Source organism: Streptomyces sp. NPDC001728, assembly GCF_040297565.1.
In the GTDB taxonomy this organism is placed as follows: Bacteria; Actinomycetota; Actinomycetes; order Streptomycetales; family Streptomycetaceae; genus Streptomyces.
The window spans coordinates 167,281-181,525 of sequence record NZ_JBEOZK010000005.1 but is presented as its reverse complement, the minus strand read 5'-3'; the positions used below and the strand labels follow the sequence as shown (position 1 = coordinate 181,525).

Below are 14,245 nucleotides of genomic sequence, written 5' to 3'. Positions count from 1 at the left end.
TGTCGCGCGCCGGGCCCCTCCTGTCGCATGGGGGGCGTGGGGTGTCGGGTCCGTGCCGGGGCGGTCGGCCCCTCCGGTCGACGGGGTCAGACGGCGCCGCGGCCGAGCTCCCAGAGCAGCAGGTCGGAGGAGGTGTTGAGGGCGTACTCGACTCCGTTGAGGTCGTCGCGGGCGGCGACGTACTGCTTGCCCTGCCACAGGGGCAGGACGGGTACGTCCTGGGCGACGATCTTCTGGATCTGGTTGTAGACGGGGCTCGCGGCGGTGCGGTCGGCCTGGCGGCGCGAGCGCGGGATGAGCTGGTCGCGGACGACCTTGTTCACGTACGGGGTGTTGAGGAAGTTGTCGCTGTCGAGGAACGGCGCGATGTAGTTGTCCGGGTCCGGGTAGTCCGGGAACCAGCCGAGGCCGTAGACGGCGTAGTCGCCGCGCTTCTGGGCGGTGCGGAAGGTGGACCAGTCGGCGCCCTTGACGTCGGCGTCGAAGAGTTCGCTGGCGACGAGCTGCTTCTTGAGCGCCTCGAACTCCTGGGCGGTCTCGGCGCCGTAGTGGTCGGTGGTGTAGTTGAGGGTCACCTTGACGGGGGTCTTCACGCCGGCGTCCTTGAGAAGCTTGGCGGCGCGGTCGGGGTCGGGCTCGCCGTACTCGTCGAAGAAGGGGGTGGCGTGGCCGGTGATGCTGGAGGGGATCAGCGAGTAGAGCGGCTCGGCGGTGGGGCCGTAGACCAGGTTGACGAGGGCGCCCCGGTCGATGACGGCGGCCATGGCCTGGCGCACGGCCTTCTCCTGGACGGAGGGGGCCTTGGTGTTGAAGCCGAGGTAGCGGATCTCCAGGCCGGGGACCTCGACGACCTGGATGCCGTCCTGGGGCGTCTCGGTGAGGTTCTTGATCTGCTGCTGCGACAGGGAGCGGGCGACCATGTCGATGTCGTCGCCCTCCAGGGCCTTGCCCATGGTTCCGGCGTCGGCGAAGGAGCGCAGTTCGACCTTGTCGTTGCGCAGGGTGATGTCGCCCTTGTAGGCGGGGTTCCTGCTGAAGACGAAGCGGGTGGCCTTCTCGCCGTCGCGTTCGACCTTCATGGTGTACGGGCCGGAGCCGTCGACGTCGAAGCCGTCGCGGAGCTTGTCGGCGGCGTACTTGTCCTTGCTGAGGATGCCGGCGACGGGGGTGGAGAGCTTGTACGGGAAGGTGGCGTCGGGGGTCTTGAGGTGGAAGACGACCTCGTCGGCGCCCTGGGTCTCGACGGTGTCGACGTTCGAGAGGAGGGCGGCCGTACCGTTGTCCGACTTGATCTTCAGGACGCGGTCGATGGAGAACTTGACGTCCTCGGCGGTGACGGGCGTGCCGTCGGCGAAGGTGAGGCCTGAGCGGAGCTCGCAGCGGTAGCTCTCGCTGGCCTTGTCGGAGAATCCGCAGCTCTGGGCGGCCTCGGGGACGGGCTCGCCGCCACCGCGGGGCACGTGCAGCAGGGTCTGGACGGTCTGCCGGAGGACGTTCCAGGCGCCGGTGTCGTAGGCGAAGGCCGGGTCGAGCGGTGCGGGCGCGTCCGCGGTGGCGATGAACTGGTCCGTGGTGCCGACGACGATCGCTCCGCTGTCCTCCGCTCCGCCGCATGCGGCGAGCAGCGGGGCGAGCAGTCCGGCCACGGCCGGGAGCACCAGGGTCTTGCGGTTCATCAGGGACGATCTCCTCATCCGGCACTGGGATGCAGCGGTCAGTGGAACTCCGCCGCCTGCCGCCCGGTCGGGGCGGGAGCGATCGGGCCGGGTGTTGCGATCGGTCCTGTGTTCACGGCGACTTGGGTGTGCGCCGGTGCACGCGGTTATGCGGCGAAGTACTCGCGAAAGATTAGTGGGCGGTGTCGCTATTGCCGGACCACGGGCGGCCCCGGGGGTAATCGCACAGTGATCATGAATACGGGGTCTTCGATAGTCATGCGCCGGAGGATGCGGACGAGGATGAGCGAACCGGGACAGATAGGGGCGGCGAAACACCCGCTTTTCGGGCACGGGACACGACGAAGGCCACCCATCGATGAGCACTCTGCGTGACCAAGGTCACGCGGGGGCCTTTCGGTGAATGACCTGATCGCTTTTCTCGCAGGAAAGCGCATTCAGCCGGGAAAGCTCAGACGAAGCTCAGATTCCCGTGATCAATGTGCGAAGGAACGGCACATCGACCTCCTCCAGAGAACGCACGACGACCCGGCCCGCGGAGGCCGCGATGGGGGCGACGGAGGGCACCGCGACGACCCGGCATCCCGCCGCCTCCGCCGCCGCCACGCCGGTGGCCGTGTCCTCGACGACGGCGCAGAGCACGGGATCGGCGCCGACCCCGTGGGCGGCCGTCAGATACGGCTCGGGGTGCGGCTTGGTGCGGGCCACCTCGTCGCCCGCGACGGTGAGCGTGAACCGGTCGCGGCCGAGCGAGTGGAGGACCCGGTCGATGATCTGCCGGTGCGAGGCGGAGACCAGGGCGGTGGGGATGGAGTGCCGGGCCAGCTCGGCGAGCAGCCGCTCGGCGCCCGGCATGAGCGGCACTCCGCGCGCGATGCGCTGCTCGAACTTCTCGTTGAGCAGGACGGTCAGCTCGGCGAGGGTGATGTCGGCGCCGGTCGACTCGATGAGGTAGCCCGCGCTGCGGGTCATCGGCCCGCCGACGACGACGTCCCGCCAGGCCTCGTCCAGCCGGTGCCCGAGGTCGGCGAAGACCTCGACCTCCGCGTCCCACCAGAAGCCCTCCGTGTCGACGAGGGTCCCGTCCATGTCGAGGAAGACCGCCTGCAGGGCGGGGCTGCCGTTCGTACGGAACAGGGACGCGGGGACCGTACTGGTCATCCGGCACACCTCCATTGAGGGACGAGAAGGCCGGTCCCCCTCCCCGGTACGGGGAGGAAGACCGGCCTGCACTGGACCGACAAGTGTACGTCCGGATCACCCGGAGCGCGCGGATTTACCGCGGCCGGTCACCGGGCGTTGAAGTACTTCGCCTCCGGGTGATGGATGACGATGGCGTCGGTGGACTGCTCGGGGTGGAGCTGGAACTCCTCCGAGAGGTGCACCCCGATCCGCTCCGGGCGCAGCAGCTCCGCGATCTTCGCGCGGTCCTCCAGGTCGGGGCAGGCCCCGTAGCCGAGGGAGAAGCGCGCGCCCCGGTACTTGAGGTCGAACATGTCCCGGACGTCGGACGGGTCCTCGCCGGCGAAGCCCAGCTCCGCGCGCACGCGCGCGTGCCAGTACTCGGCGAGGGCCTCGGCGAGCTGCACGGAGAGGCCGTGCAGCTCCAGGTAGTCGCGGTAGGAGTCGGAGGCGAAGAGCTCGGCCGTGGCCTCGCCGATCCGCGAGCCGACGGTGACGACCTGGAGGCCGACGACATCGGTCTCGCCGGACTCCTCCGGGCGGAAGAAGTCCGCGAGGCAGAGGCGGCGGCCCCGGCGCTGGCGGGGGAAGGTGAAGCGGGTCCGCTCGTTGCCGGCCTCGTCGAGGATGATCAGGTCGTCGCCCTTGGAGACACAGGGAAAGTAGCCGTGGACGACGGCCGCCTCCAGGAGGTTCTCCGTGTGGAGGCGCTCCAGCCAGCCGCGCAGCCGGGGCCGGCCCTCGGTCTCGATCAGCTCCTCGTACGAGGGCCCGTCGCCGGCCCGGTTCTGCTTGAGGCCCCACTGGCCCTTGAAGAGGGCGCCCTCGTCGAGCCAGGACGCGTAGTCCTTCAGCGGGATGCCCTTGACGACCCGGGTGCCCCAGAACGGCGGGGTCGGCACCGGGTTGTCCACGGAGACGTCGGAACGGCCGCCGGGCTCCGGCTCGCCGCCGGTGACGTCGGCCGACGCCGGGGCCGTCTTCGCGACCCGGCGCTGCTTGAGCTCGGGCAGTACGGCTCCGGGGACGCCGCGCTTGACGCCGATGAGCGCGTCCATGAGGCGCAGGCCCTCGAAGGCGTCGCGGGCGTAGCGCACCTCGCCCTCGTAGATCTCGTGCAGGTCCTGCTCGACGTACGCCCGGGTGAGGGCGGCGCCGCCGAGGATCACGGGGTACTTGGCGGCCAGCTCGCGCTGGTTCAGCTCCTGGAGGTTCTCCTTCATGATCACGGTGGATTTCACGAGGAGACCGGACATGCCGATCACGTCGGCCCGGTGCTCCTCCGCCGCTTCGAGGATCGCGGAGACCGGCTGCTTGATGCCGATGTTGACGACGTTGTAGCCGTTGTTGGACAGGATGATGTCGACGAGGTTCTTGCCGATGTCGTGGACGTCGCCCCGGACGGTGGCGAGGACGATCGTGCCTTTGCCCTCGGCGTCGGACTTCTCCATGTGCGGTTCGAGGTACGCCACGGCCGTCTTCATGACCTCGGCGGACTGGAGCACGAACGGCAGCTGCATCTGGCCGGAGCCGAACAGCTCACCGACCGTCTTCATGCCGTCGAGCAGGATCTCGTTGACGATCTCCAGGGCGGGGCGGACCGTCAGGGCCTCGTCGAGGTCGGCCTCCAGGCCGTTCTTCTCGCCGTCGACGATGCGGCGCTTCAGACGCTCGTCCAGGGGCAGGGCGAGGAGTTCCTCGGTCTTGCCGGCCTTCATCGACTTGGTGTTGACGCCCTCGAAGAGCGCCATCAGCTTCTGCAGCGGGTCGTAGCCCTCGCTGCGGCGGTCGTAGATCAGGTCGAGCGCGGTGGTGACCTGCTCGTCGTCGAAGCGGGCGATCGGCAGGATCTTCGAGGCGTGCACGATGGCCGAGTCGAGACCGGCCTTGACGCACTCGTCGAGGAAGACGGAGTTGAGGAGGATCCGCGCGGCCGGGTTGAGGCCGAAGGAGATGTTGGACAGGCCCAGCGTGGTCTGCACGTCCGGCCGGCGGCGCTTCAGCTCGCGGATCGCCTCGATGGTGGCGATGCCGTCCTTGCGCGACTCCTCCTGGCCGGTGCAGATGGTGAAGGTCAGGGCGTCGATGAGGATGTCGGACTCGTGGATGCCCCAGTTGCCGGTGAGGTCCTCGATGAGCCGCTCGGCGATGGCGACCTTGTGCTCGACGGTGCGGGCCTGGCCCTCCTCGTCGATGGTGAGGGCGATCAGCGCGGCGCCGTGCTCCTGGGCCAGCCGGGTGACCTTGGCGAAGCGGGACTCGGGGCCGTCGCCGTCCTCGTAGTTCACGGAGTTGATGACGGCCCGGCCGCCGAGCTTCTCCAGGCCGGCGCGCAGGACGTCGACCTCGGTGGAGTCGAGGACGATCGGCAGGGTGGAGGCAGTGGCGAAGCGGCCGGCCAGCTCCTCCATGTCGGCGACGCCGTCGCGGCCGACGTAGTCCACGCAGAGGTCGAGCATGTGCGCGCCCTCGCGGATCTGGTCGCGGGCCATCTCGACGCAGTCGTCCCAACGGCCGTCGAGCATGGCCTCGCGGAACTTCTTGGAGCCGTTGGCGTTGGTGCGCTCGCCGATCGCCATGTACGCGGTGTCCTGGCGGAACGGCACCGTCTGGTAGAGCGAGGCGGCGCCGGGCTCGGGGTTCGGGTCGCGCGGGGCGGGGGTGAGGCCCCGGACGCGGTCGACGACCTGGCGCAGGTGCTCGGGGGTGGAGCCGCAGCAGCCGCCGACCAGGGAGAGGCCGTAGTCGCGGACGAAGTTCTCCTGCGCGTCGGCCATCTCCGGCGGCGTCAGGGGGAAGTACGCGCCGTCCTTGGTCAGCACGGGCAGGCCGGCGTTCGGCATGCACATCAGAGGCGTACGGGAGTGGCGGGCGAGGTACCGCAGGTGCTCGTTCATCTCGGCGGGGCCGGTGGAGCAGTTCAGACCGATCAGGTCGATGCCGAGCGGTTCCAGGGCGGTGAGCGCCGCGCCGATCTCCGAGCCGAGCAGCATGACGCCGGTGGTCTCGAAGGCGAGGGAACAGATCAGCGGCACGTCCACGCCGAGGGCGTCCATCGCGCGCCGCGCGCCGATGAGGCTCGACTTGGTCTGCAGCAGGTCCTGGGTCGTCTCCACGATGAGCGCGTCCGCGCCGCCGGCCAGCAGGCCCTCGGCGTTCTTCTGGTAGCCGTCGCGCAGCACGTCGTACGCGATGTGGCCCAGCGACGGCAGCTTGGTGCCGGGGCCGATGGAGCCGAGCACCCAGCGCCGGCGGCCGTCCTTGGCGCCGAACTCGTCGGCGACCTCGCGGGCGATCCGGGCGCCCGCCTCGGACAGCTCGAAGATCCGGTCGGCGATCTCGTACTCGCCGGCGGCCGAGTGGTTGGAGCCGAAGGTGTTCGTCTCGACGCAGTCGACGCCGACCTCGAAGTACGCCTCGTGCACCGAACGGACGATGTCGGGCCGCGTGACGTTGAGGATCTCGTTGCAGCCTTCGAGGTCCTGGAAGTCCTCGAGCGTCGGATCCTGGGCCTGGAGCATGGTGCCCATGGCGCCGTCGGCGACGACCACTCGGCTGGCGAGTGCCTCACGGAGGGCTGCGGCGCGGGTCCGGCTGTCAGCGGAAGGGGTCGGCAACGAGGCCATGGATGAGCTCCCTGGGATGCGACGGCTGTCGGCTTTGCACCCTCGGTGGAGGGTGCACGGGGCCAGCGTAACCGCGCATCGGCCGGGGTGGACACGGCGTCCCACGGGCCGGACGGCATCCTGTGTGCGGGGACTCCCGGTTCTGCCCGTTCTTGACCGACACTGTCAGGTGTAACGAGAGGTCGGCATCGACCGATAGTGTTCAGCATTGTCGAACAGCGTGAGAGGGAGAAGGGCCGGGCGATGGCGAAGAACATCCAGTCGCTTGAACGAGCGGCGGCCATGCTGCGACTGCTCGCGGGCGGCGAGCGCCGGCTCGGCCTGTCCGACATCTCGTCCTCGCTCGGGCTCGCCAAGGGCACGGCCCACGGCATCCTGCGCACCCTCCAGGCGGAGGGCTTCGTGGAGCAGGACGCGGCCTCCGGCCGGTACCAGCTCGGCGCGGAGCTGCTGCGCCTCGGCAACAGCTATCTGGACGTGCACGAGCTGCGGGCGCGGGCCCTGGTGTGGACGGACGACCTGGCGCGGTCCAGCGGCGAGAGCGTCCACCTGGGCGTGCTGCACCAGCAGGGCGTGCTGATCGTCCACCATGTGTTCCGGCCGGACGACAGCCGCCAGGTCCTGGAGGTGGGGGCCATGCAGCCGCTGCACTCCACGGCCCTGGGCAAGGTGCTCTCGGCGTACGACCCGGTGGCGCACAGCGAGGTCGTCGAGGTCGAGCGTGAGGCGTTCACACCGCGTACGACGACGGCCCTGGCGGACTTCGAGTCGGTGCTCGACCTGACGAGGGCCCGGGGCTGGGCGGCGGACCAGGAGGAGACCTGGGAGGGCGTGGCGTCGGTGGCGGCGCCCATCCACGACCGGCGCCGGATGCCGGTGGGCGCGGTGGCGGTCACGGGAGCCGTGGAGCGCCTCTGCCCGTCCGGGGAGCTGCGCCCGGAGCTGATCGCGGCGGTACGGGACTGCGCCCGCGCGGTGTCCCGGGACCTGGGAGCCGGGCGCTTCTAGCCCCCCCCGAAGCGGCACCGAAGCCGCCCCGAAACGGCGCCGAAGCGGCACCTGAGCAGCCTCCGAGCAGCGCCGTAGCAGCACAGCAGCACCGAACCCGCCGGTAACGATCCCGTTATCGGCGGGTTTTTCACTTCCCGAAGCCTTGACGCGCTGTTGAGCCGGGGGCAAAACTTCCGTTCATTGGTCGGCATTGCCGAACACCTAACGGTAATAGGCGTTAGAGTGTGGCAGTGCCAAGGGCCGGTAACGCCCTCACACGAGGGCGCGGACCACCGGAGGGACCCGGGGTTCGCCTTCCCCTGGACGAAGGACAAAGGAGTCGCGGGTGTCCAGCTCCGACATCTTCCTCGGCGAGACCATCGGTACCGCCGTTCTCATTCTGCTCGGCGGCGGTGTGTGCGCCGCCGTGACGCTCAAGGGCTCCAAGGCCCGCAACGCGGGCTGGCTCGCGATCACCTTCGGGTGGGGCTTCGCCGTCATGACGGCCGTGTACATGACCGCTTCCCTCTCGGGCGCCCATCTGAACCCCGCCGTCACGGTCGGAATCGCGATCAAGGACGGCGAGTGGGGCAACGTCCCCTACTACCTCGCCGGCCAACTGCTCGGCGCGATGATCGGCGCGACCCTGGTCTGGGTGGCGTACTACGGCCAGTTCCTGGCCCACCTCAACGACCCCGAGGCCGCCGCGAAGACGCCGATCGAGGGCCCCGGCCCGGTGCTCGGCATCTTCTCCACCGGCCCCGAGATCCGGAACACCTGGCAGAACCTCGCCACCGAGATCATCGGCACCGTCGTGCTCGTCCTGGCCGTGCTCACCCAGGGTCTCAACGACAGCGGCAAGGGCCTCGGCATCCTGGGCGGCCTGATCACCGCGTTCGTCGTGGTCTCCATCGGCCTGTCGCTCGGCGGCCCGACCGGCTACGCGATCAACCCGGCGCGTGACCTCGGCCCGCGCATCGTGCACGCCCTGCTGCCGCTGCCGAACAAGGGCGGCTCCGACTGGAGCTACGCCTGGATCCCGGTCGCCGGTCCGCTGATCGGTGGAGCCCTCGCGGCGGGTATCTACAACATCGCGTTCGCCTGAGCCGTCCTTCTTCCAGACCTTCCTTGGAGCACTCCGTGACCGACGCACACACCTCCGGCCCGTTCATCGCGGCCATCGACCAGGGCACCACCTCCTCCCGCTGCATCGTCTTCGACAAGGACGGCCGGATCGTCTCGGTCGACCAGAAGGAGCACGAGCAGATCTTCCCGAAGCCGGGCTGGGTCGAGCACGACGCCGCCGAGATCTGGACCAACGTCCAGGAGGTCGTCGCGGGCGCCCTGACGAAGGGCGGCATCGCCGCCTCCGACGTCAAGGCCATCGGCATCACCAACCAGCGCGAGACCACGCTGCTCTGGGACAAGAACACCGGCGAGCCGGTCCACAACGCCCTCGTCTGGCAGGACACCCGCACCGACGCCCTCTGCAAGGAGCTCGGCCGCAACGTCGGCCAGGACCGCTTCCGCCGCGAGACCGGCCTGCCCCTGGCGAGCTACTTCGCCGGCCCGAAGATCCGCTGGATGCTCGACAACGTCGAGGGCCTGCGGGAGCGCGCCGAGGCCGGCGACATCCTCTTCGGCACCATGGACTCCTGGGTCATCTGGAACCTCACGGGCGGCACCGACGGCGGCGTGCACGTCACCGACGTCACCAACGCCTCGCGCACCATGCTGATGAACCTGCACACCCTGGCCTGGGACGAGAAGATCGCGGAGTCGATGGGGGTCCCCCTCAACGTCCTCCCCGAGATCCGCTCCTCCGCCGAGGTCTACGGCCATGTCAAGGACGGCGTCCTCGCCGGCGTCCCGGTCGCCTCGGCGCTCGGCGACCAGCAGGCCGCCCTGTTCGGCCAGACGTGTTTCGCCGAGGGCGAGGCGAAGTCCACGTACGGCACCGGCACCTTCATGCTGATGAACACCGGCGACAAGATCATCAACTCCTACAGCGGCCTGCTGACCACCGTCGGCTACCAGATCGGCGACAAGAAGCCGGTCTACGCCCTGGAGGGCTCGATCGCCGTCACCGGTTCGCTGGTGCAGTGGATGCGCGACCAGATGGGCCTGATCAAGTCGGCCGCCGAGATCGAGACCCTGGCGTCCTCGGTCGAGGACAACGGCGGCGCCTACTTCGTGCCGGCCTTCTCCGGCCTGTTCGCCCCGTACTGGCGCTCCGACGCGCGCGGTGTCATCGCCGGCCTCACCCGGTACGTCACCAAGGCGCACATCGCCCGTGCCGTCCTGGAGGCCACCGCCTGGCAGACCCGCGAGATCACCGACGCCATGACCAAGGACTCCGGCGTCGAGCTGACCGCGCTCAAGGTCGACGGCGGCATGACCTCCAACAACCTGCTGATGCAGACCCTCTCGGACTTCCTGGACGCCCCCGTCGTGCGTCCGATGGTCGCCGAGACCACCTGCCTCGGCGCCGCCTACGCCGCCGGTCTGGCCGTCGGCTTCTGGCCGGACACCGACGCGCTGCGCGCCAACTGGCGCCGGGCGGCGGAATGGACCCCTCGCATGGACGCCGACAGGCGTGACCGCGAGTACAAGAGCTGGCTCAAGGCCGTGGAGCGGACCATGGGCTGGATCGAGGACGAGGAGTAAGACACATGACCACCCTGCAGAGCGTCCCTGCCCTGGGGACGCACCCGGCGTCCGGCTCCCTCCCGAGCCGCGCCGAGACCCGGGACCAGCTTTCCAAGGCGACGTACGACCTCCTGGTGATCGGCGGCGGCATCCTGGGCATCTCCACCGCCTGGCACGCCGCGCAGTCGGGCCTGCGGGTGGCCCTGGTGGACGCCGGCGACTTCGCCGGCGCCACCTCCTCCGCCTCCTCGAAGCTCCTCCACGGCGGTCTGCGCTATCTGCAGACCGGCGCGGTGAAGCTGGTCGCGGAGAACCACTTCGAGCGGCGTGCGGTCTCCCGTCAGGTGGCACCGCACCTCGCCAACCCCCTCACCTTCTACCTGCCCGTCTACAAGGGCGGCCCGCACGGCGCGGCCAAGCTCGGCGCCGGTGTCTTCGCCTACAGCGCCCTCTCGGCCTTCGGCGACGGCGTCGGGCACCTGCTCTCCCCCGCCAAGGCCGCGCAGGACGTGCCGGAGCTGCGCACCGACAACCTCAAGGCCGTCGCCGTCTACGGCGACGACCAGATGAACGACGCCCGGATGGCGCTGATGACGGTCCGCGCGGCCGTCGACGCCGGTGCCACCGTCCTCAACCACGCCGAGGTCACCGGGCTGCGCTTCACCCGGGGCCGGGTCACCGGCGCCGAGCTGAGGGACCGCACCAGCGGCGACGAGTTCGGCGTCTCCGCCCGCCTCGTGCTCAACGCGACCGGCCCGTGGGTCGACCACCTGCGCCGGATGGAGGACCCGAACGCGGCCCCCTCCATCCGCCTCTCCAAGGGCGCGCACCTGGTCCTCAAGCGGACCTCGCCGTGGAAGGCCGCCCTGGCCACCCCGATCGACAAGTACCGCATCACCTTCGCCCTCCCCTGGGAGGACATGCTGCTGCTCGGCACCACCGACGAGGAGTACGAGGGCGACCCCGGCAAGGTCGAGGTCACCGAGAAGGACACCGCCCAGATCCTGGACGAGGCCGCCTTCTCCATCCGCGACCAGCAGCTGTCGCGCGATCTGATCACCTACTCCTTCGCCGGTCTGCGGGTGCTCCCGGGTGGTCCCGGCGACACCTCCAAGGCGAAGCGCGAGACGGTCGTGACCGAGGGCCGCGGCGGCATGCTCTCGGTGGCCGGCGGCAAGTGGACGACCTTCCGGCACATCGGCCGTACGGTGATGAAGAAGCTGGAGCAGCTGCCCGGGCGCCCGCTCGGCGAGGACTACGAGCCCGTGTCGTCGCTGCCGAAGCGGCTGCCGCTGCCCGGCATAGCCAACCCGAACGCGGTCGCGCACCGGCTGCTCGTGGACGGTCCGGCGCCCGGCCCCCGAATGGCCGCCGACACCGCCAGGCACCTGGCGACGCACTACGGCTCGCTCTCCTTCGACATCGCCCGCATGGCGAACGAGAACCCCGAGCTGGCCCGCCGCATCCACCCGGACGCGCCGGAGATCTGGGCGCAGGTCGCCTACGCCCGCGACCACGAGTGGGCCGAGACGGCGGACGACGTGCTGCGCCGCCGTACGACGCTGACCGTCCGCGGCCTCGCGACGGACGAGATCCGCGACGACGTCGAGAAGATGCTGGGCAAGTAGCAGCGGTACGCAGTGGGGCAACTCCCTTGCGTACGGGGGCGGTTCCTCTTCGGAGGGCCGCCCCCTGAGGTGTGCCACACGCCGTCCGCACCGCGGCAACACTCGGCACGCGGAGTGGACGGCATGAAGTCACGGGTGCTCTCGATCGTCCACCACTCACCGCACCCGCTCACCGGCGGACTCCTCTCCGCCGCCGAGCGCCTCGAGCAGGTCGTCACGCTCGGCGAGACCGCCGAACGGCTCGGCTTCGACGCGTACGCGGTCGGCGAGCGGCACGCGGGCCCGTTCCTGTCCTCCGCCCCGACCGTGCTGCTCGCCGCGCTGGCCGCCCGTACCTCCCGGATCAGACTGCTCACCGGCGTCACCGTGGTCGCGGTCCTCGACCCGGTCCGGGTCGCCGAGGACTACGCCACCCTCGACCAGCTCTCCCGCGGCCGGCTCGAACTCGTCGTCGGCAAGGGCGCGGAGGCCGGGCACTTCGACCTCTTCGGCCTCGACGAGGAGCGGCAGTGGGACCTCCGGCAGGAGAAGTACGAACTCCTGCGCAGGCTCTGGACGGAGGAGGGCGTCGACTGGGAGGGCGAGTTCCGGCCCGCGCTGAAGAACGTCACCACGATCCCGCGGCCGTACGCCGGTCCGCCCCGGATCTGGCACGGCTCGGCCACCAGCCCCCGGTCCCCCGAACTGGCGGCGAAGCACGGGGATCCGCTCTTCACCGCCAACGCGATCCAGTCGCGCGAGGCGTACGCGAAGCTCATCGCCCTCTACCGGGAGAAGTTCGAGGAGTACGGGCACGACCCGGCCCACGCGCGCGTGGCGGCCGGTTCCGGCGGGCTGCTCATCGCCGACACGGCCGAGCGGGCGGTCGCCCGGTACAAGGACCTGTACGAGGCGAAGGTGCGGCAGAGCTTCAAGCCGCAGCTGGAGGGGAAGGCGGGCTACAACACCCCGTTCCGCACGATCGAGGACGCGATCGCCGGCGGCCCGCAGCTGATCGGCTCGCCGCAGCAGATCATCGACAAGATCCTCGGCTACCACGCGCACTACGGGCACGACCTGCAGTCCATCACGGTCGACACCTTCGGCCAGTCGACGGCCGAGCAGGCCGAGACGCTCCAACGGTTCGCCGAGGAGATCGCGCCCGTGGTCCGGAGGGAGGCGCCGAGCACGCTCTGGGCGGAGTGAGACCTCCGTGTGCGGAGGCGAGTTCCTGGGTAGTCGATCAAGGCCGCACGGGTTTTCGGGGGTGTCCGGGGGCTGCGGACGGGCCTCCGGAAAGCCGTAAGGTTGGTCCGTACGACAGGAACTTCGAAAAGGAGGCGCTGGGTGATCGAGCTCGAGGGGGTACCCGAGCTGATCGACCCGGTCATGGTGGCCGCGTTCGAGGGCTGGAACGACGCCGGCGACGCCGCCTCCACCGCGGTCGCCCACCTGGACCGGGAATGGAAGGGCGAGGTGTTCGCGGCGCTCGACGCCGAGGACTACTACGACTTCCAGGTCAACCGGCCGACGGTCTTCCTGGAGAACGGCGTACGGAAGATCACCTGGCCGACGACCCGGCTCTCCGTGGTCCGGGTCGGCGGCGACAAACCGCGCGACCTGGTGCTCGTGCGCGGGATCGAGCCGTCGATGCGCTGGCGCTCCTTCTGCAACGAGCTGCTCGCCTTCGCGCACGAGCTGGGCGTGGAGATGGTCGTGATCCTGGGCGCGCTGCTCGGGGACACCCCGCACACCCGGCCGGTCCCGGTCAGCGGCGTCACCTCCGACCCGGACCTGGCGCGCACGATGGACCTGGAGGAGACGCGGTACGAGGGCCCGACGGGCATCGTCGGCATCCTCCAGGAGGCGTGCACACACGCGGGCGTGCCTGCGGTGAGCCTGTGGGCGGCGGTGCCGCACTACGTGTCGCAGCCGCCGAACCCGAAGGCGACGCTGGCCCTCCTCAACCGTCTTGAGGACCTCATCGGTCTGCGCATCCCGCTGGGCGAGCTGCCCGAGGACGCGCGGGCCTGGCAGCTGGGCGTGGACCAGCTGGCGGCCGAGGACAGCGAGGTCGCGGAGTACGTGCAGACGCTGGAGGAGGCCCGGGACACGGCGGAGCTGCCGGAGGCCTCGGGCGAGGCCATCGCCCGGGAGTTCGAGCGGTATCTGCGGCGGCGCGAGCCCGGCTCGGGGCCGGGTTCCGGTCCGGGCGTGGCGACGGAGGGCGGCGACTTCCTCCGGGACCCGGGCAGCGGCCGTGCGCGCCCGCCGAAGCCGGAGCGGCCGGGTCCGGAGTCGGCACCGGGGACGGAGCCGGGGGCCGAGGCGGAGCCGGAGTCCGAGACGGCGTCCGAGGCGGAGCCGCCGTCGGAGCCCGGGCCGGAGACGGCGCCGGGACCGGGGGCGGAGTCCGGGCCGGACGCGCCCGACGCGGACGGCGATTCAGGGAAGTAGCGCATGGAACGGGAGGGGTGCCCCAGGGCGCCCCTCCCGTTCGTGTGCCGGGCGCGGT

At 70.4% G+C, this 14,245-nt stretch carries 9 protein-coding genes; 6 read left to right on the top strand and 3 right to left on the bottom strand.

Annotation, left to right across the window (positions count from 1 at the left end):
• Window positions 1-86 precede the first annotated feature (86 nt).
• The 3 genes from ABT154_RS10545 to metH form a co-directional block, all read right to left on the bottom strand.
• The gene (locus tag ABT154_RS10545; protein ID WP_351855447.1) at window positions 87-1,676 is read right to left on the bottom strand and encodes an ABC transporter substrate-binding protein; all 1,590 of its coding nucleotides are present in this window, start codon (window positions 1,674-1,676) and stop codon (window positions 87-89) included.
• A 462-nt stretch (window positions 1,677-2,138) separates the two neighbouring features.
• A complete protein-coding gene (locus tag ABT154_RS10540; RefSeq protein ID WP_351855444.1) occupies window positions 2,139-2,837 on the bottom strand; it encodes an HAD family hydrolase in 699 nt (232 codons plus the stop codon).
• Between the two features lie 128 nt (window positions 2,838-2,965).
• Complete coding sequence (gene metH / locus ABT154_RS10535; protein ID WP_351855441.1) at window positions 2,966-6,484, bottom strand: methionine synthase; 3,519 nt, start codon at window positions 6,482-6,484, stop codon at window positions 2,966-2,968.
• 243 nt (window positions 6,485-6,727) lie between these two features.
• Between metH and ABT154_RS10530 the strand changes: the two genes are divergently transcribed.
• The 6 genes from ABT154_RS10530 (at window position 6,728) to ABT154_RS10505 (ending at window position 14,187) form a co-directional block, all read left to right on the top strand.
• On the top strand, window positions 6,728-7,492 hold the full coding sequence (locus ABT154_RS10530) for an IclR family transcriptional regulator (RefSeq protein ID WP_351855439.1): 765 nt from the start codon (window positions 6,728-6,730) through the stop codon (window positions 7,490-7,492).
• Window positions 7,493-7,820: 328 nt separating this feature from the next.
• Entirely contained in the window at window positions 7,821-8,579 is a 759-nt protein-coding gene (locus tag ABT154_RS10525) for an MIP/aquaporin family protein (protein ID WP_351855437.1), read from the top strand.
• Window positions 8,580-8,614: 35 nt separating this feature from the next.
• Window positions 8,615-10,141 (top strand): glycerol kinase GlpK, encoded by a 1,527-nt coding sequence (glpK, locus tag ABT154_RS10520; RefSeq protein ID WP_351855435.1) that lies wholly within the window; start codon window positions 8,615-8,617, stop codon window positions 10,139-10,141.
• 5 nt (window positions 10,142-10,146) lie between these two features.
• On the top strand, window positions 10,147-11,751 hold the full coding sequence (locus ABT154_RS10515) for a glycerol-3-phosphate dehydrogenase/oxidase (RefSeq protein WP_351855433.1): 1,605 nt from the start codon (window positions 10,147-10,149) through the stop codon (window positions 11,749-11,751).
• A 123-nt stretch (window positions 11,752-11,874) separates the two neighbouring features.
• A complete protein-coding gene (locus ABT154_RS10510; RefSeq protein ID WP_502969480.1) occupies window positions 11,875-12,936 on the top strand; it encodes an LLM class flavin-dependent oxidoreductase in 1,062 nt (353 codons plus the stop codon).
• Window positions 12,937-13,077: 141 nt separating this feature from the next.
• Window positions 13,078-14,187, top strand: coding sequence for a PAC2 family protein (locus ABT154_RS10505; RefSeq protein ID WP_351855430.1), 1,110 nt, complete (start codon window positions 13,078-13,080; stop codon window positions 14,185-14,187).
• Window positions 14,188-14,245: the final 58 nt, after the last annotated feature.